Origin of the sequence: Microcoleus sp. B4-C2 (genome assembly GCF_036705265.1) — a bacterium.
In the GTDB taxonomy this organism is placed as follows: domain Bacteria; phylum Cyanobacteriota; class Cyanobacteriia; order Cyanobacteriales; family Microcoleaceae; genus Microcoleus.
The window spans coordinates 1-18,745 of record NZ_JAUBUB010000012.1; the positions used below are offsets into that span (position 1 = coordinate 1).

19 protein-coding genes are annotated in these 18,745 nt (G+C 46.5%); 10 read left to right on the forward strand and 9 right to left on the reverse strand.

Going from position 1 to position 18,745, the window contains the following annotated elements; all coding sequences use genetic code 11:
* Positions 1-143 precede the first annotated feature (143 nt).
* Positions 144-1,025: a CRISPR-associated endoribonuclease Cas6 gene (gene cas6 / locus QUB20_RS06515; RefSeq protein WP_333244998.1), complete on the forward strand. Its 882-nt coding sequence runs from the start codon at positions 144-146 to the stop codon at positions 1,023-1,025.
* On the opposite strand, the gene QUB20_RS06520 is transcribed toward cas6, so the two are convergent.
* Both QUB20_RS06520 and QUB20_RS06525 read right to left on the reverse strand, forming a co-directional pair.
* Positions 1,026-1,352, reverse strand: a complete 327-nt coding sequence (locus tag QUB20_RS06520) for an antibiotic biosynthesis monooxygenase (RefSeq protein ID WP_333055299.1) — start codon at positions 1,350-1,352, stop codon at positions 1,026-1,028. It lies immediately after the preceding gene.
* 123 nt (positions 1,353-1,475) lie between these two features.
* Positions 1,476-2,483, reverse strand: coding sequence for an Rpn family recombination-promoting nuclease/putative transposase (locus tag QUB20_RS06525; RefSeq protein WP_333244995.1), 1,008 nt, complete (start codon positions 2,481-2,483; stop codon positions 1,476-1,478).
* A 170-nt stretch (positions 2,484-2,653) separates the two neighbouring features.
* Here QUB20_RS06525 and QUB20_RS06530 point away from each other — a divergent pair, with 170 nt between their 5' ends.
* Both QUB20_RS06530 and QUB20_RS06535 read left to right on the forward strand, forming a co-directional pair.
* Positions 2,654-3,121: a response regulator gene (locus QUB20_RS06530; protein ID WP_333244991.1), complete on the forward strand. Its 468-nt coding sequence runs from the start codon at positions 2,654-2,656 to the stop codon at positions 3,119-3,121.
* A 100-nt stretch (positions 3,122-3,221) separates the two neighbouring features.
* Positions 3,222-3,515: a DUF2103 domain-containing protein gene (locus tag QUB20_RS06535; protein WP_333055302.1), complete on the forward strand. Its 294-nt coding sequence runs from the start codon at positions 3,222-3,224 to the stop codon at positions 3,513-3,515.
* Here QUB20_RS06535 and QUB20_RS06540 read toward each other — a convergent pair.
* The gene (locus tag QUB20_RS06540) at positions 3,504-4,130 is read right to left on the reverse strand and encodes a HEAT repeat domain-containing protein (protein ID WP_333244987.1); all 627 of its coding nucleotides are present in this window, start codon (positions 4,128-4,130) and stop codon (positions 3,504-3,506) included. The two genes, QUB20_RS06535 and QUB20_RS06540, sit on opposite strands and share 12 nt — an antisense overlap.
* An 18-nt stretch (positions 4,131-4,148) precedes the next feature.
* On the opposite strand from QUB20_RS06540, the gene QUB20_RS06545 reads away from it, so the two are divergent.
* Complete coding sequence (locus QUB20_RS06545; RefSeq protein WP_333244984.1) at positions 4,149-4,292, forward strand: hypothetical protein; 144 nt, start codon at positions 4,149-4,151, stop codon at positions 4,290-4,292.
* 60 nt (positions 4,293-4,352) lie between these two features.
* Here QUB20_RS06545 and QUB20_RS06550 read toward each other — a convergent pair whose 3' ends face one another.
* The 6 genes from QUB20_RS06550 to QUB20_RS06575 form a co-directional block, all read right to left on the reverse strand.
* Positions 4,353-5,192 carry a HEAT repeat domain-containing protein gene (locus tag QUB20_RS06550; RefSeq protein WP_333244981.1) on the reverse strand — a complete coding sequence of 280 codons (840 nt, stop codon included), beginning with the start codon at positions 5,190-5,192 and terminating at the stop codon, positions 4,353-4,355.
* A gap of 332 nt (positions 5,193-5,524) precedes the next feature.
* On the reverse strand, positions 5,525-5,809 hold the full coding sequence (locus tag QUB20_RS06555; protein ID WP_333244978.1) for a phycobilisome linker polypeptide: 285 nt from the start codon (positions 5,807-5,809) through the stop codon (positions 5,525-5,527).
* Positions 5,810-5,981: 172 nt separating this feature from the next.
* Entirely contained in the window at positions 5,982-6,851 is an 870-nt protein-coding gene (locus QUB20_RS06560) for a phycobilisome linker polypeptide (RefSeq protein ID WP_333157465.1), read from the reverse strand.
* Positions 6,852-7,044: 193 nt separating this feature from the next.
* Positions 7,045-7,860, reverse strand: coding sequence for a phycobilisome linker polypeptide (locus tag QUB20_RS06565; RefSeq protein ID WP_333244975.1), 816 nt, complete (start codon positions 7,858-7,860; stop codon positions 7,045-7,047).
* A 148-nt stretch (positions 7,861-8,008) separates the two neighbouring features.
* Complete coding sequence (gene cpcA, locus QUB20_RS06570; protein ID WP_006631256.1) at positions 8,009-8,497, reverse strand: phycocyanin subunit alpha; 489 nt, start codon at positions 8,495-8,497, stop codon at positions 8,009-8,011.
* Between the two features lie 102 nt (positions 8,498-8,599).
* Positions 8,600-9,118, reverse strand: a complete 519-nt coding sequence (locus tag QUB20_RS06575) for a phycocyanin subunit beta (protein WP_333037001.1) — start codon at positions 9,116-9,118, stop codon at positions 8,600-8,602.
* Between the two features lie 286 nt (positions 9,119-9,404).
* On the opposite strand from QUB20_RS06575, the gene QUB20_RS06580 reads away from it, so the two are divergent.
* From QUB20_RS06580 to QUB20_RS06605, 6 genes are all read left to right on the forward strand, one after another.
* Positions 9,405-9,644 carry a hypothetical protein gene (locus QUB20_RS06580; RefSeq protein ID WP_333291250.1) on the forward strand — a complete coding sequence of 80 codons (240 nt, stop codon included), beginning with the start codon at positions 9,405-9,407 and terminating at the stop codon, positions 9,642-9,644.
* A gap of 938 nt (positions 9,645-10,582) precedes the next feature.
* Positions 10,583-13,408: a cation-translocating P-type ATPase gene (locus QUB20_RS06585; protein WP_333244969.1), complete on the forward strand. Its 2,826-nt coding sequence runs from the start codon at positions 10,583-10,585 to the stop codon at positions 13,406-13,408.
* Positions 13,409-13,788: 380 nt separating this feature from the next.
* Entirely contained in the window at positions 13,789-15,021 is a 1,233-nt protein-coding gene (locus tag QUB20_RS06590) for an AAA family ATPase (protein WP_333209625.1), read from the forward strand.
* A gap of 148 nt (positions 15,022-15,169) precedes the next feature.
* Positions 15,170-15,568: a photosystem II protein Psb27 gene (gene psb27, locus QUB20_RS06595; RefSeq protein WP_333055314.1), complete on the forward strand. Its 399-nt coding sequence runs from the start codon at positions 15,170-15,172 to the stop codon at positions 15,566-15,568.
* A gap of 358 nt (positions 15,569-15,926) precedes the next feature.
* Complete coding sequence (locus tag QUB20_RS06600) at positions 15,927-17,570, forward strand: family 10 glycosylhydrolase (RefSeq protein ID WP_333245001.1); 1,644 nt, start codon at positions 15,927-15,929, stop codon at positions 17,568-17,570.
* Between the two features lie 256 nt (positions 17,571-17,826).
* Complete coding sequence (locus QUB20_RS06605; RefSeq protein ID WP_333244966.1) at positions 17,827-18,723, forward strand: polysaccharide deacetylase family protein; 897 nt, start codon at positions 17,827-17,829, stop codon at positions 18,721-18,723.
* Positions 18,724-18,745: the final 22 nt, after the last annotated feature.

Here is an 18,745-nt window from a genome sequence, read left to right on the forward strand (position 1 = left end):
CGTCCCGCCCGTCCAAAAAGGACGGGCGGGACGCCCATCCCACAAACTTGTGGAAGTTATTTAATTCTCATTCCTAAGTGCCAACTTAGCTGTAATATTAATACGAGCTGAAAATATATAGAGACACAGTATAGAATTTAAAAATGCCGCACAGCCTTGTTTTAAACCTGCTGCCAGTTGCACCAATTCCATCCCAGTTTTTAACGGGGCGGCATCTCCACGCTTTGTTTTTGAACCTTGTGAGTGCTGTAGACAGCGATTTGAGCGCGTACTTGCACGACCAATCTCATGAAAAAGCTTTCACTTTAAGCCCTTTTCAAGTAAGCAGAAAAGAGGCTTACAAAAGCAGCACGCCCCAGCCACAAAAGAGAGTTTTGCCTCCGGCTTCCCGCACAATATCTCCGGCTGTACAGTGGGAACACAAGCAAGCTATTCAGGAAAATACGCCGATTTGGTGGCGAATTTCTCTGCTGGATGACGGTTTGTTCGATCGCCTAACTCAACTTTGGCAGCAACTCAATTTCGATCGCCCCTGGCATCTGGGCCCGACAAATATATACATTACTAATATTTTGAGGGAACCGCAATCCAACCAGCCTTGGGTCAACTTTTGTACTTACGCCGAATTGTTCGAGAGAGCTTCGGAAACTGAGCGCCAAATAGCTTTTAGTTTTTGCACTCCTACTAATTTTCGGCAAGGTGTCTACGATAGTGCTATGCCCACTCGTGAGAGTATTTTTGGCAGTTTAGCTAATCGCTGGAACAAGTACAGCCGGATGGCGATCGAACCTACTTTCACAGAAGCTATTTTTCCCAGTTTCTTCGATATCAGAACAGAAGTTAGTACAGATTCTCGCAGTAAATTTATTGGCTGCGTCGGCGATATTAGTTACCGAATTATGGGAGATATAGCTCCTGCTACTATCAAGCAAATTAACACTTTAGCAGATTTTGCCCTTTATAGCGGAGTCGGGCGAAAGACGCCGATGGGTATGGGAATGACGCGCCGATTGCAGGATTTTTAATTATTCACTTTTGGGCTGAATTTCACTGACGATTTCATAAACATCAGTGTCTGGTATTTTCGCAAACAAAGGCGCCATCTGCTTCAATATTTCCTGATAAGCTTCGCTTTGATTGGCGGCCATATCTTCTACGCTTTCCCAAAAAATGATGGCAATACCTTTGTCTGTATTGGGCAATTGCAGCAGGTATGCTCCCTTAAAACCTGTGGCATAAGTTGCAACGGCTTTTTCAAAAAGTTGTTCTGCAGCTTCAAATTTTCCTGGTTTAAATTCGCCAATGGCAACGTAGGCAAACTGATGTCTGAGAAAGTCGAGAAATTCTGACATATCCTTTTCCTCACTTAATAGCGATACACTAAGTTATATTTTACCCGATCGCCCGAAATTTGTGAATATGGCTGTTTATAAGTCGATCGACCTAAAAAAACCTCACAGCGATCGCTCTCTCTCTTATTCTGCTCTATCCAACCAAACCATTAAATCGGATAAACTAGAAAATCCGACTACCTCCTCCACCAAACTCTCTAATTGCTCAACCGATAATTCCCCAATCCGCGAAACTACATCGGGATTTACGGCTCCTACACGTCGCTCCAGCAGACGCAGAATTAATGCTCTTTGACCTGCTCTAATCCCTTCTTGACGGCCTGCTTGAATCCCTTCTTGCATCGCTTGAATCCTAGCTGGCTCCAAAGCTCGCTCCAAAGCTGGCTCCAAAGCTCGCTCCAAAGCTCGCTCCAGACCTTCTTCTACGCCCCTAGTAATTATTCCCCGCTGTTCTTCGATCGCCATTTCTTGGGCTTCCATATCCTCGAACTCTTTCAATGTTAAGTTAGCCTCATTGGCAATTTGAAAAGCTTTTTCTAGTTCTGGAACTGTTTCCATTGTGGCTGGTATTGTTTCTAGATCGGGAGTATTTTTCAGAAAATAAATCCATTTATCAGTCAAACTTGTGAGTTCATCTAACTCTTTTTTGAACTTCGGCAATTCCACAAAAAACATTTCAACTTGGAGATGGGGATAATCAAATAGTTTCTCTTTTTCCTTGAACACAAAATGAGAAATAACATCAGGTTGTTCTTTAAACATTTCAAAATCAGTAATTGTCAAAGCTATTACTGGTTGTAATCTAGGATAACCTTCTCTAATTTTGAGTTGGTTGGCATAGGTTTTGGCTAAGTTGTAGATGACTCGTTTTTCAAAAGCGGCTACATTCAGAACTTGCATTTCAATAATTACCGTCTTGTTGCCCGTAATTCGAGCTTTGACATCCAAATAACTATCTTTGAGTCCGCTAACGGTAGCAGCCGAGTAAGGGTCAATAATTTGCAAGTCTTGGATGACTGGCTCACCGGCGTAAATTAGAGCATTTAAGAAGCTGATGAGGATGTCTTGGCTGTCGGTGGAACCAAAGATTTTTTTGAAGGCAAAGTCTGTTTTAGGGCTGATAAATTTCATGATATTTTTCCCGAACTGTTTTATTGATTTATGAAAGATTTTGAGCTAGTGCGATCGCTTCGGGGCTGCGAAAACTGGGTAGCTGCAATAGCCCACTTGAATTTATGAAAATACGGGTGATATAAATTTAACATACAAGTAAAAATAAAACCAACATAAAAGTAACAAAAATGACCAAAATATTAGTAATTGAAGACAATAACTTAATCCGAGAAACGGTATTAGAACTTCTGCAATCGCGCGGTTTTGAAGCTGTGGGTGCTGAAAATGGAAAAGTCGGTATCGAGTTAGCAGCCGAAATTCCCGATTTAATTTTGTCAGATGTCATGATGCCGGAACTAAACGGTTTTGAAGTATTCGCAGCCGTGCGATCGCACCCTGCAACTGCCAGCATTCCGTTTATTTTTATGACAGCCTCCGAAATGGAAAAAGCCCTGGAACTCAAAGCAGACGGCTATCTCAAGAAACCTTGCAGCCTCGCAGAAATGCTTGCGGCGATCGCAACTCAACTAGAAAAACCGGCAGTTAGCAACCCACAACATCAAAAAGTACAGGACAATTCTGCGCCCTCAAATCTTAGCTTGCGCGCCAGCACTCAAAAATCTCGGTTTGAGATTGTCTCCGTTTGCTGGCAATGACACTCACAGTAACGTTATTGATAAATAAGTTGAGGCAAATTCAAATTGGTTCCCCCCAGGGGTGGCTTAGACTGGGTATGTTGAATTTGGTTAAATATTTATGAACGCACAACCCAAAGGCCGCCTAGTTTGGAACCACTCTACCCACCTTCCCGGTTTGATACCAATTTTAGAGCGCCTCACCCTAAAAATGGGCATTCAAACAGTCACGCCTGGGGTCATCAACAAAGTTAAAGGACACATCCCCCGCATGACATTAAGAGTGTCAGTACCCATCCGCGGGGGATTTAAAATCATCGCCAGACAGGGCAAAACCGTACAAGAAGTCTTTATATTAACGACTCTCACTCAAGGGGACTTGGAAGAGACGATCGCCCAAACCCTACCCAAGTGACAATTTTTCCTTAGCAAGCAAAGCCCGAGCCCTAACTGAAGTAGTTTCATCGCTTTGGGTGATTTCCTCAAGCCGGGCCGAAACTTCCGCTAACCAATCCGGTTTAACAGTCGCAGCACCCGCCAAAGCTTGCAAACCCCCCGCTGCTGCGTAGCGAACCACCCATTCTGGATCTCGGGACGCTTGCAGTAGCGTTTTCACAGCGCGAAGTTGAGCATCTGCAATTTGTTCTGCCGGCATCAATTCCCAGCAAATCGTCCCCAAACCCCTAACCGCCGCCCGCCGCACGCTCAAAGCAAAGTCATTCGCCGCTGCATCGAGCAAAATCTCCAAACCCCTGGGGTCGCCAATTCCCGCCAAAGCCCGAACAGCCCAAGCTCTCGCCCCGTAATTGTAGCCGTCAAGCTGTTCTAGAAGCGGCAGCACCGCAGCTTCTCCGAGCTGAATCAGCCCATCAACGGCGGCAACAGCGGCGCCTGGGTTGTTGTAACCGAGCACTGTAATTAAGGTAGGAATTGCTTGTGTTGAGGGAGTCGCCGCCAGTGCTTTGACTGCGTTTAACAAGCCTTCGGAAGAATCTGCTTGTTCGACAGCCTGAATTAGTTCTAATGCCATTTATTTGTAAGCTTTACCGTGACTATTGTAATTGTAGGTTGGGTCGATCGCGCGATCGAACTTTTTGCAGCCTCACCCACCAACATTCCCATCAAAATAGGTAGGGAAACAGCACTGCTGTGTCCTGAAATGTGCTGTCTCCTGAAATGTGCTGTCTCCTGAATATACGGCAGACAATTGAGAATCTCTACAGCAATCCTATTTTAGTTGTGAACTAATTTTTCAAAGTAAACTATCCATTAAATCCATAACGCGGATAGCTTCATCTGATAAAGATAGTGATTCTTGTTGATTGAGGTGATGCTCCAAAACTCCTTTGAGCGCAATCAATTTCAGGCTATTTTCTGCTAAAGTTTCAGAAATAGCTTGCGCTCCCGGCAAATAGCCGATCGCCCCCAAGTCCATCAAAGCCGATCGCCTCAACTGCAAATTAGCCCCATTCAAAGCACTTACCAACCGCTCTCCGTAAACCCGCTCACCAGTTAACTGATACATCGCCCGCGCCGCAGCGTACTGCACCCGCTCCACAGAATGTTCCAAAAAAGGTGAAATTAGCGGTATTGCTTCTGTCGCTTGTAGTGTTCCCAAAGCTTCAATTACCGAGTCGTAAGGTTGCACGAGGTGCGATTTTCCCGGCACTCGCACAGCCACAGCTACGCCCCCATCCAATAGCTTCATTAGCGGCACAATAGAATCGCGATCGCCCAGCATTTCTAGAGCTTGAGCCGCCGCTTCCCGCACGTAATAATCAGCGCATTCCAAACAACGAATCAGGGCCGGTAAGGCTTGTTTGTCGCCCAATTTACCCAGAGCCCGCGCCGCATTTCGTAATAGAGAATAGTCGCCAATTTTTGTTTGTTCTGACTCTTCTTCCAATGCGGCAATTAAAGCTGTAATAGCTGCCGGTTCCTTGACTCGAAATCTGCCCACCCACCAAGCAGCATAATACCGGAGACTGTAATCTTGGGAGTGCAAATTTGCGATCGCCTGTTCAACAGTTAAAGACTCGCCCTCAGCTACACCCGCCGGCGGTGAGTCGGATTCGTAATAATTCATAGTCATTAGTTATTAGTTATTATAGCAATCCTTGCAGGAGTCGTAAACTTTTTACCCCACCCCAACCCTCCCCTTATCAAGGGGAGGGAGTAAGAAATTCACAAATGATGCGAGGATTGCTATAGTTGTTAGTTATTCGGCTATTGAAATCGCTGCTACCCAGACAAAACCTGCAAGGAAACTTGGCGATTAAAATCGCTACTAAACAGACAAAACCCGCCGGGGCGGGTTACATTAACTCTTAGTCCGCTTGGAGTGGACGAAAGTTTGTCTAGGAGCGATTTTCATCGCCCCTTCTAGCTTGTGTCGGAGCGATTTTCATCGCCCCTGCAACCAAACTATTGGTGATCGTGGGATGATTCATGGGATGAGTCATGGGATGATTCTGCACCCGCGTTTAAAGGATGAATGCTGACAATTTTCCCGCCCATGCGAGTAATCCGCTGCATTTCTTGATTCATCCGATTGTAAGGCACAGTGATAAATGTACTCGCGCTCGATCGAATCGAATAATCCACATTATCTGTTTCATCGCTTTGGCGCAAGCCGACAACTTCATACCGAAAGCAGCGACCAGCCGAAGCTGTATTGCCACTTTTTCCACCTACAATTTGACCCAACATAAGCTTCTTGGTAATTGGTAATTGGTCAGTAGTCCTTAGTCCTTAGTCCTTAGTCCTTAGTCCTTAGTCTCTAGTTCAGAATTTACGCAGAACCTAATTATGTAGGTTTCCGTGCACATCGCACCTTACGCAGAAACTAATTATCTAATGACTAATGACTGATGACTAACAACTAAATTGGAGTAATGCTGGCGATTTTCGCGCCCATGCGTTGAAATTTCTGCATTTGCGAGGACAACTCCTCAACAGGTACGATGAAAGCCTTGCTGCTGCGGCGCACGCTGGGATAGCCGCCCGTGCGAATGCCCGAAACTTCCACGCGCACCAGCCGCCCTTCTTTGCCGTAAGCTGCCGCGCCGCCGAAAGTGCTGCTGGGAGTTACGTTTCTGGCAGAAGGCCGATATGCCCAACCTTCGTTACCGCCAGAAGGCCCAACTACAGCCGTAGCGCTGTTAGTGCCGAGTTCGACAGCTAAGCGAGAGTTATTGCCTTCTAGTTGAGATGTATCGCTGTTTGCATAGCCGCGATACAGGCGGAACATCCGGGTAAAACCAACGGTTTTTTGACCACGCTGGGTGTTAAAGCCGCGGTAGTAAGGGACGATACTTTCGCCAAAGTTTTCTTGATACTCTACTGAATCGATGTAAGAATCAATATCAGCGTCGTAGCCTTGTGTTTGGTACAAATCTAAGTGCTCAACCACTTCAGATTCGTCGTAGGGAGCGCGACCGAGCAAGTGTTTGTAGTTTAGTTCGATCGTCCGAGTTTGGAAGCTGTTGTAGAAAAACTTGGTTTTGTACAGTTCTGACTTAGCTACAGCGCGTACAAATTCTCGTACCGTCAAACTTCCGTCCCGCAGCAAAGACTCGGAACTTGTAAGTCGCTCGGATTTCATTAAATAGTCGTTGCCCAGCACCTGACGGTAAACCGCACGAATCACAGTTTCAACGTCGTCTTTGCTATAGTTCGGGCGCAGTTCTACCTTCGGCGCATCGCTCAATGCGGATGTTCCTAGTCTGGACGCTGCTGTTGTAATCGCCACCAGATTTTCTCCTAAATTATTAATGACAAAAGTTTAATGCTTGGTTGCACTTGAAATTTTTAGGACTAAGGATAATATGCCTCAAAGTAGGGTGTACACTGCACACCTTACATATCCACATAAAATTGAAGAATTTTTTAGCCTTAGTCCTAATTTGCTAAAGACGTTTCAAAAAAACGTCAATACACAAACTTTAAGCTGTGGTAATACTTACCACTTTGCCGCCACGTTTGTTGATTTGCTGCAAGCGGCTCGAAAGTTGCTCGTAAGGCACGAGATATTCGGTAGTAGTCCGCCGCACTTGAGGCGAAAACTTAGCCGCACCTTGCATTGCGGTGACTCGGTAGAGTTGGTCGCGAGAACCGCCGGAGGTGCCGCCAAGGGCTTTTCCGGTGGAGGCTGTGTGTATCGGCGAAGCCATATTTCTCGCTACTTCCCAAGTCAGGCGGGCTTGGGTTTGGTTTTGCGAGCGATCGCTAGAAGCAAAACCCCGGTACAATTGAAACATCCGGTTAAAACCGACGGTTTTTTGACCTCTTTGAGTCGCGAAACCGCGATAGTAAGGCACTATACTGTCGCCAAAATTTTCTTCATACTCAACTGAGTCAATGTAAGAATTGATTTCAGCTTCGTAGCCTTCTGCATTGTACAAATCAACGTGGAAAGCAATTTCCGACTCGTCGTAAGGAGCGCGACCCAACAAATGCTTGTAATTAAGCTCGATTAAGCGCGTTTGCGAGTTCGGATAAAAAAACTTTTTCCGATAAGTTTCGGAATGTGCAATTGACCGCACAAAATCTTTCACTGAAATCTGCCCTTGCATCAGCAGAGATTCAGCACTGGTAAGTCGTTCGCTCGACATTAAATACTCGTTGCCGAAAACTTGGCTGTAAGCAGCGCGAATAACTGCTTTTGCATCGTCTTGCGTCCAGTGGGGGCGCAGTTCTACTCGTCCCGCTTCTTCAAATGCTTTTATTCCCAACCGTTCTGCTGCACCTAATCCCGCCATCTTCGCTTCTCCCTTTTTTGCTTTAAAAACTGAAAACTGCTTAAAAAAGTATTTGCAAAACTAGGCTTAGATCGCAGATGCCCGGAATTCTAAACAACCGCTAACACTTAAGCTAACAGCAGCTTACAATTCCGGGCATCACGCAAATCTAGCTAAGAGCGTTGATTGCGTAGTCGATGTAGGAATTCGCTTCAGTTGCAGCGTCGCCACTCAGACCGTGGTTGCCTTTGATGTACTTGAGAGCTTCAACGTACCAGCTAGGAGACAATTCAAATGTCCGGTTGATTTCGTCAACACCTGCAATCAGGTACTCGTCCATTGGACCGGTGCCGCCTGCAACTAAGCAGTAGGTTACCATCCGCAGGTAGTAGCCGATGTCGCGAGAGCACTTGGCTTTACCGGTTGGGGTAGAAGCGTAGTTAGGGCCTTGCATTTGTTGTGTGTACGGGAATTTGTTGTACACAGCTTGAGCTGCACCGTCGATCAAGCGCTGAGAGTTGGCGGTCAAAGCTTTGGCTGCTTCCAAACCTGCTGCTGCTTGGCGGAAACGGCCGAAGGCGACTTGCAGTTCAGTGCTGCTGAGGAAACGGCCTTGAGAATCGGCTGCGGTTACTGCTTCAGTCAAAGGGGTTTTCATTGTTCTGGTTTCTCCCTAATGTTGTGTTGTTTTTGTACAAAAATGATTGTTTGCAAAAATGCGATGCTCGCTTCTTTACAAGAAAGGTTCGCTTGGCTATTTTTAGCCGACTGCATTGGCTGCGCGGTCGAAGTAGCTGCCGATTTCAGACATCAGCGAGCTGCAATCACCACGGGTAACGCCGTTGGGGTCGTTAGCGATCGCGATCGCTGCTTCCTTCATTTTTTGCACGCCGGCTGCAACTGAGCCACCGGGAACTCCCAGAGCTTGGTATGTTTCACGCAGACCGTTCAAGCAGCGGTCGTCCAAAACGCTGGCGTCGCCTGCAAATGTTGCATAGGTGACGTAGCGCAAAATGATTTCCATATCGCGCAAGCAAGCTGCCATGCGGCGGTTGGTGTACGCATTGCCACCAGGAGCGATCAGTTGAGGCTGTTCAGCGAACAGGGTGCGAGCTGCATTGGCTACGATGCTGGATGCGTTGCCGGTGATGCGGTTTACTGCATCAATCCGCTTGTTGGCGTCGGAAACCATGCTGCTGAGAGCATCTAGTTGACCCTGAGCTAGAAATTCGCCCCGAGCGTCAGATTGGGAAACCACTTTTGTAAATGCGTCAAACATGAAAGAACTCTCCTATTTGAGTTAATTGAGTTTGGTTGCGGTATAAAACCGTTAAGTTAAATTTGTTCAGGCTACGAGTGCCTGCAAGGGTTGAAATTTGATGCCAGCTAATCTGCTGGTCCCATCGATCTCTCCCTTTCCGCTACCTGCACTATTGTTACATTGCAACGGAGGTTTAAGAAACCTTAGAAAATTTTACACCTTTTATGAGATGCGACAAACCTTGTCAATCAGGGTTTTTGTTAACTTTGGCCTGTCGTTTCAACCCTCTGATAATCTTTATACAATGCTCGCCTGCGTTTGTTTATTACAAATTATTACAGAAACTTATCTCTCTAAGAAGGTAAATATCGGGGGGGAAAGTACGGGCAAATCTCCTTCTGAGGGTAGATGCGAGAGGGCAACAATAAACGCAGAGTTTGCTTCGATCGCCCTGCTGTGGGGGTGCAACTGCCAGGAACCGTCCCGTGGGCCGATCGCCTTTGTTAGCTTTCTGTGGAAAAGCGGGATTGTTAAGAAGTGTTAAGTAAATTAAAGTTTTGGTAATAGAAGGCTGGGGGAATAGGGAAACAAGCAAAAATTCTGCCCCATGTCAGGATGGCGGCAGAATTGCGTGTGGGAAAAATCCCAAAGATTGTCAACCCGATCGCCACAGCCTCAGCTTTTGCCGGAAATATCAGCATTTAGTGACAAAACTCAGCCGTTGGAAGTTGAAAGACCCGGCCCGGTCTTTCATAACGCGGGGATGCTTGGTCTGGGGAGTCATTGGATTTGACCCCAGAGGAAGCATCTACTGTTTGTCCTGCAGCGGTTGCAAAAAAACTTTCTTCATCTATATATTGACATCCTCCCCGGCCGTACCGCGGGATTCCAAGAATCACTGCTTGGCCTTCCGTCAAGCGAAGGACGGGGCTTTAAACCCATTATTTTTGGTAAGGTGGATAGGTGCTATCAGATACATTTAACCCGGTAAATCCAGGATTGCGCCTCGATCTACTGTGTATGGCAGATCAGGCATCGCTTTTAGCGAACCCTGATCGGGAGGTATCTCTCAAAGCTTTCAACAAAATATTGAAAGCGCTATTCAATGCGTTACGTTTTTGGGGGCTGAGCCGTTACGCTTACTACGAAACTTTTTCGCTTAGTCCGATGCTTCGGCGCTGGTTTTAAACGGTAGCCTATCCTATTACATACTACCAATGTCTACCGCTATCTTCTAAGAGTTTACAAGAATTCGTTTACTATACGAAAACAGCCGTAGGTCTACAAACGGCGCGATCGAGCCACCAGACGCATTGAAGTTAAAAGCTTTTTGCTTCCCCGGCATCGAACCGCCCAAAACGAGTAGCAAGTTAAACAGTTTTTTATTCAGAACTCAAAACTCTCTCTCTGTAATCAGCCAGATGGATCGGCTGTAGCTGTCCGGCCGCAACCACCTTTATGCCCCACGATCGATCGTAATTTATGTCTTCAAATTCTCCCTCTTCTTGGCACACCGTAGCAATTGACCAAACTCTCCAGCAGCTAAACAGCAACAAAGACGCTGGCTTGAGCAGCAAACAGGTGTCAGAACGCTTGCAGCAATACGGCCCCAACGAACTCGAAGAAACAGGAGGCCGCAGTCCGTGGTCGATTTTTGTCGATCAGTTCACCAACATCATGTTGTTGATGCTGATGGGTGTGGCCGTGATTTCGGGTTTTTTGGACATCAGGTCGAATACTTTTCCCAAAGATGCGATCGCCATTTTTGCGATCGTCATACTCAACGGCATTCTCGGCTATTTCCAAGAGCAAAGTGCTGAAAAAGCCCTCGCAGCCCTCAAAAACCTCGCTTCCCCCCTAGTCAGAGTCCTGCGGGACGGCAAAACTTCGGAAATAGCAGCCAAGGAACTCGTACCTGGAGACGTGATGCTGTTAGAGGCTGGGGTAAAAATAGCAGCAGACGCACGCTTGATCGAAACATCAAATCTGCAAGTCAGAGAATCTGCTTTGACAGGAGAAGCCCTAGCAGTAACCAAGCAAGCCGATCTAGAACTTCCAGAAGATGCTTCCTTGGGCGATCGACTCAACCTGATTTTTCAGGGCACAGAAGTTGTTCAGGGACGAGCAAAGGCGATCGTCACCAACACCGGAATGAAAACTGAACTGGGCAAAATTGCCACCATGCTTCAGTCAGTAGAAACCGAACCGACTCCCCTGCAACAGCGGATGAGCCAGTTGGGAAATGTTCTAGTCTCCGGTGCCCTAGCCTTAGTCGCAATAGTCGTCATCGGCGGCATGATTACCTTCCAAAACGGCGGCATCGGGTTCGATACCAGCAGGTTTGAAGAGTTGTTAGAAGTTTCTCTGAGCATGGCTGTGGCTGTGGTTCCCGAAGGACTCGCAGCAGTCGTGACAGTTACTCTGGCACTCGGAACTAGGCGGATGGTGAAGCGAAACGCCTTGATTCGCAAACTGCCTGCAGTAGAAACTTTGGGTTCGGTAACAACCATTTGTTCTGACAAAACAGGTACTCTGACTCAAAATAAAATGGTAGTTCAGCTAGTGTCTACGGGCGATTGCACAGTCGCCGTCGCAGGGGATGGCTATGCCCCGATCGGAGATTTTACCGATCGCCTGACAGCGGCCAAAATTAATAATTTAGAGGAATATCCAGAACTCGAATCTTTATTAATTGCCTGTGCAGTGTGCAACGACGCAGTATTGCAACAAGAAAAACAAGAATGGCAGATTTTAGGCGACCCCACAGAAGGAGCTCTGCTTTGTGTAGCGGGAAAAGCAGGCATTTATAAGGAAAAACAGTCTCAATTGCTGCCGCGGACGGCGGAATTTCCTTTTTCTTCCGAACGCAAACGGATGAGCGTGATTTGCGAAGTGCCCGGCCGATCAGGACATTCGGGATTTCCTGCAGCAGAAGGACAGCAGGCGAATTATTTGATGCTGACCAAAGGTTCTCCAGAGTTGACCTTAGAGCGCTGCAAAGGCATTATAGTCGGCGATCGAGTACAACCTTTAACCCAGGAAATGCGCGATCGCATCCTCGTCGAAAACAACAACATGGCAAGCGGCGGTTTGCGAGTCCTCGGGTTTGCGTACAAACTCTGGGAAAACCTGCCGCCCGAAGGTTCTGAGGAAACCAGCGAACAAGACATGATTTGGCTGGGACTCGTCAGTATGCTGGACGCGCCCCGCCCGGAAGTGCGGGAAGCAGTGGTGAAGTGCCGCGATGCAGGCATTCGGGTGGTGATGATTACAGGAGACCACCAGTTGACGGCAAAAGCCATCGCCTACGATTTAGGTATTGCAACAGAGGGCGATCGAGTTCTCACCGGTCAAGAATTAGAAAAGCTCAGCCAAGAAGAACTCAAACAGCAAGTCGAACAGGTTAGCGTTTACGCCCGCGTTTCCCCCGAACACAAATTGCGGATTGTCCAAGCTTTGCAAAGTTGGGGCAAATTTGTCGCCATGACCGGCGACGGCGTTAACGACGCCCCCGCCTTGAAACAAGCCGATATCGGCATCGCCATGGGGATTACCGGCACCGATGTCAGCAAAGAAGCTAGCGATATGGTGCTCCTCGACGACAACTTCGCCACTATTGTCGCCGCCGCTGAAGAAGGGCGAGTGGTTTATAGCAATATTCGCCGCTTTATTAAATACATTTTGGGCAGCAACATCGGCGAAGTTTTGACAATTGCGGCCGCACCTTTAATCGGTTTGGGAGGAGTGCCGCTGACGCCTCTGCAAATTTTGTGGATGAACTTAGTAACAGACGGCGTTCCCGCTTTGGCCTTGGCTGTGGAACCGGGGGAACCGAACGTGATGAAAAAGCCTCCTTTCAGTCCGCGAGAAAGTATTTTTGCGCGGGGTTTGGGTTCTTACATAATTCGCATCGGGATTATTTTTGCAATTTTGACGATCGCGATGATGTCGTGGGCTTATGGATATACCACCAACCCTAACCATGTTGGAGATCCCGAAGCTTGGAAAACAATGGTGTTTACAACTCTTTGTTTGGCACAAATGGGTCACGCGATCGCAATTCGGTCTAACACTCAGCTAACTATCGAGTTAAATCCCTTGACTAATATTTTTGTTTGGGGAGCTGTGATTGTTACTACTGCTTTGCAATTAATGCTGATTTACGTTCCGCCACTGAGAGCATTTTTCGGCACTCACTATTTGTCGCCTTTTGAATTGCTAGTTTGCTTCGGTTTCAGCGCTCTGATGTTTGTCTGGATTGAAATGGAAAAACTGTTTGTGCGCTTTTACAACAAATCTAGGAAATAGTGTTAACGGCTGACGGATAGTGAGCTAAGTTTGATTATTAGCTAGAGCGCTCGATTGGGTACTATTTTCAAGAAGATCCGCCAGGGTTGAAACCCCTGGCTCACAGCGAAACTCATTCCTCCGCCGACTAAATAGATTGTGTCACGATTAAGCATTTATTAGTTCGTTATAATGTCATTGCGAGCGCAACGGTCGGCGAAAATCGCAATCGTAAATGCTCGTTCGTGGCTACCAACCCGTAAGGTGCGCCCTACGATGAGTGTATTACGAATTACGAATTACGAATTACCAATTACGAATTACCAATTACGAATTACGAATTACCAATTACCAATTACCAATTACCAATTACCAATTACCAATTACCAATTACTAATATTATGTATTTGAAAACGCTGCACCTACGGCAGTTTCGGAACTACTTCGATCAAAAGGTAGCGTTTGACGCTCCCAAAACCATTTTAGTAGGAAATAACGCTCAAGGAAAATCTAACTTGTTAGAAGCGGTAGAGTTGCTTTCTACATTAAAAAGCCACCGGGTAGGGCGCGATCGCGATTTAATACTCGACTCAAAGCCGATCGGGCAAATTGATGCTACACTCGAACGTCAAACCGGAGCGATCGACTTAGCTTTAACTCTTCGCTCAGGGGCGCGTCGGACACTGAAGCTCAACGGTGAACCGCTGCGCCGCCATTTAGACTTTTTGAGCGTCTTAAATGTAGTGCAATTTTCTTGTTTGGATTTGGACTTAGTGCGGGGCGGGCCCGAAGGAAGGCGTAATTGGATCGATCGCCTTGTCATCCAGTTAGAACCGATTTACGCTCACATTTTGCAGCAGTACAACCAAATTTTGCGCCAGCGAAACGCTCTGTTGAAACGTTCTAAAGAAATCAGGAAAGCGGAATTTTCCGACAGTTTTGACAAGATGCGATTTATTGCACCCGAAAGTCCCGAACCAGAAAATACAGAAGACTTACCAATTCCCAATTCCCAATTCCCCATTCCCAGTTCAGAATTAGCTTTGTGGGACGCGCAGTTGGCGACAGCGGGCGCTCGCGTTATCCGCAGGCGCGATCGAATTTTGGAGCGTTTGATGCCTTTAGCTCGAAATTGGCACCGTTCAATTAGCGGTTCAGCAGAAATTTTAGATGTGAAATACGATGCTAATATTGAAGTAAGTTCAGAATTTATCGCTAAAGACAATCTCGAAGGAGTGCGGCAAGCATTTTTAGAGAAAATTCAAAAAAGGGCGATCGCAGAACAGTTTCAAGGAACCACTTTAGTCGGTCCCCACCGCGACGACATTACATTTACCATTAACAATACCCCAGCTCGTCAATACGCATCCCAAGGTCAGCAGCGAACTCTGGTATTAGCATTAAAATTAGCCGAATTGCAGCTTATTGAAGAAGTCGTCGGCGAAGCGCCTTTACTGTTGCTAGACGACGTACTTGCAGAACTCGATCTGAGCCGCCAAAATCAACTTTTAGAAACAATTCAAGAACGATTTCAAACTCTGATTACTACAACTCACTTAGGCGCTTTTGATGCTCAGTGGCTGCGACAAACCCAAATTCTCTCCGTCGTTGCTGGACAAATCAATCGATTTTAGATTTTAGATTTTAGATTTTAGATTGACAAATTTTATGTTTCATGGTATCGATGCAAAGATTTTGAAAAATTGGCATTATTACCTCCATTCGAGATAGGATAAAGGTTAATTTTGATTGCAGCTTTCGCTTCCATTTTTCTTAACCCTTATGAAGCATTACATTTCCCGTCTGTTAGCCCTGGTATTAGTTGTTGTCATCGGCGTAGCGGGCTGTACCAATGTTCCCGCCACTCTGAGTGGAGATTATGGTCAAGACACATTAGCATTAGTGAACAGCTTGAGAACAGCGCTCACTTTGCCAGAGGGCACGCCGGAAAAAGCAGCAGCTCAAGCCAAGGCTCGCACGAGTATCAACGATTTTTTTGCTGAATACCGCCGCGATCCCGCTCTTACCAAGCTGGCCTCTTTCACGACAATGCGGACGGCATTAAACTCTTTGGCAGGACATTACAGTTCCTATCCAAACCGTCCCGTTCCTGAAAAATTGAAAAAGCGTCTTGAGTCAGAATTTCAGCAAGTAGAAGCTGCTCTTAACAGAGGAGCTTAATCTCAAAATTTAGGATCAAGGATAAATTTCACTAATTCATCTTTCATCCTTGATATTTGAGTGTTAACAATTTTTAGTAGAAATATCAACTGCTTTTAGCGCCCACTGTATTCAGGCGCTTTTTTATGCAGCAGTTAGGGAAAAAATACTGCAAAACCGTTTAATCGCGGAGTCTTGTCTTACCCGATCGCCCTTATTGAATTTAAATAGCCGCCAGATAGAATTTGCACTGTGCGATCGACTTGTGCCATAACTAAGTCAACAGAAAAAAGTAGAAAATTTGTAGCTGCTTGTGGAGCGCGATCGCATTTTTGCGATCGCCACCCAATTTAAACCAGAAACCCCATTCAACTCTCCCATGAAAATTGCACCAACTCGCATCGCGAATTTTCAACACCAGCGACGCTTTTTAAGTGCGGTAACTGCTGTTTTAACCAGTAGCTTCATCAGCCAACTTGTGTGGCCGTTTATCGGAAATCAACCAGCTTTTGCCCAAACATCAGCCTATTGCCAATTATCCCCAGAACAGGTCAATCAAAAAGAAGACTTGCGCCGCGCCGCGCTGTCGGGAAAACGGGAATCTCAGCAAGCATATTTTGCTGTTTTGAACAAACACGCGCGGGAAATAGCAGAATGCCGTAAAAAAACTTGGCCCGAAACCCAAGCAGTTTGGCTGCGTTTGTATCCCTGCGATGTCAGACCCGGAGAACTCGATCGAGTATTAGACAAAGTTGTGAATAAAGGCTACAACCAAGTCTATGTCGAAGTGTTTTACGATGGTCAAGTGCTTCTCCCAGCAGCCGACAATCCAACGGCTTGGCCTTCTGTTGTGAGAAATCGCGGTTACGAGAAATACGATTTGTTAGAAAAGGCGATCGCCAAAGGTAAACAACGAGGTTTAAAAGTATACGCCTGGTTATTTACCATGAACTTTGGCTATAGCTATGCTCAGCGTCCAGACAGACAGCAAACCCTCGCTATCAACGGTAAAAATCAGACAAGTTTAACAGTAAGCGAATACGCAGCAATTAACGAGGACTTCGGAGAAGTTCCGGGCAATCAAGCCTTTATCGATCCGTACAACCCACAAGCACGGCAAGACTATACTTTGTTAGTAAATCAAATAGTCAAGCGCAAGCCACAAGGAATGTTATTCGACTACATTCGCTATCTAAGGGGCATCGGGCCCGCTTCAGTTGCTACCAAAGTTCAAGACTTGTGGATTTACGGCCCAGCATCGCAGCAAGTTCTTTTACAGCGGGCTAGCAATCAGCAAGGGCGAAATTTAATCCAGCGATATTTGACTAAAGGATTTATCAATACTACTGACGTTCAAGCAGTAGTCAAACAGTATCCAACTGAGCGAGAACCTCTTTGGCAGGGCCGAATTCCGCAGGCGATGTCAGTAGCAACTCCACCTTCTAGAAGCCAGAATGCCGCATCAAGATCAGCCTCCACAACTTCCGCCACTAACAAGCCCAACCCTGCAACTCCCACACCAAAACCGACACCTCGGCTTCCCGATACCGGCACTCTGCAAAAAGACCTGTGGAAACTGAGCGTTGCTCACGCAGTCCAAGGGATTTTAGATTTTTTGGGGATAGCAATTCAACCAGCTCAAAGGATGGGAATTCCTGTAGGAGCCGTGTTTTTTCCTACTGCAAATCAAGCGATAAATCAAGGAGGATATGATTCGAGATTGCAGCCTTGGGACAGCTTTCCGGCTGCCGTAGAATTCCACGCCATGTCTTACGGAAATTGCGGGGATGTAAGCTGCATTGTCCCACAAGTGCAGCGGACGGTGAGTTTAGCGCCTGCGGGAGCAAAAATCATTCCTGCCATTGCTGGAGATTGGGGAAAACCTCTCAAAAATCGGCCGTCTTTGGAGATTCAAATGCAGGCAATTCGCGCCGCGACTCCCCAAATTAATGCGGTGAGTCATTTTGCTTTTGGGTGGCAAGAACCGGAGGATGAAAGGGCGCGGCAAACTTGCCGATTGTAGATACATTTCTGGACGCAGAGGGTGTCATCATCTAGTTTTATGGTTTGGGAGCCTAAAAGCGTAGATTTTGGATCAATAAACCGGGTTTTTATATGGGAATCAGCGGCGAATCACGAGTGATTTGCCTAAGAAAACCCGGTTTTTGCCTAAGTCTTGCTTGAGTGCGATCGACCTTTTGCCAAAAAAATAATTTACCCAACTTTTAAGCTAGCAGAACCAGGCATAATGAGATTGTTCAAAATAAATCCTATACCTGATGAGTCGCAAACGCAATAAAAAATCGGTAATTAAAACCGTTATACTTATCGGATTGAGCCTCACAATTTCCCTGTTGTGGGAAAACCGAAAAACCGCCAATTCAAATCCGCTAATACCGATCGCACCCGTTGAAAATCCGCCTCCAAACCTCCTGAAACCCCCAAAACTAAAAACACCCCCTTCTCCCCCCGCAAATCCCTCTCCCAAACCTTCCCAACAACCTTTAGTCTTCGCACCGCCCGCGCAATTTCGCAGCCAAATTGTTTATAAAGCCAGTATTAACAACTCAAAAGTTATCGCCCTGACATTTGACGATGGCCCTTCGCCTGAAACTTTGAAAATATTAGAAGTTTTGCACAAACATCAAGTTGTGGGCACATTTTTCTGCTTGGGTGCAAATTTGCGGGAGTATCCAGAAATTGCGAAGCGAGTTGTGCAAGCGGGAAATGCGATCGGCAATCATACTTGGCATCACTATTCTCACAATGTTACCGAAAAAACAGCATCGGATGAAATTGATAATACTGGTGTTCATATTTATCGATCGACAGGGGCAAAAAGTTTCTTGTTTCGCCCTCCCGGCGGCCGCTTAAATAACGGTTTGGCAGATTACGCTAAAAAGAAGAATTATGTAGTGGTGATGTGGTCGATCGACCCTAAAGACTTTCTGCAACCTCCGGCCGCTGCGATCGCCCGTAGCGTGCTATCCCAAGCTTCAACGGGGGCGATCGTATTGTTGCACGACGGGGGCGGAAATCGCAAGCATTCAGTCGAGGCGCTATCTGCAATTATTCCCAAACTCAAACAGCAGGGATATCGTTTTGTCACCGTACCGCAATTGCTGCAAATGCAAGCTGGACAAAAACAGCGAATTGCCGATCAAAAATCCCCATAAACAGACCTCTGAACCCAATTAA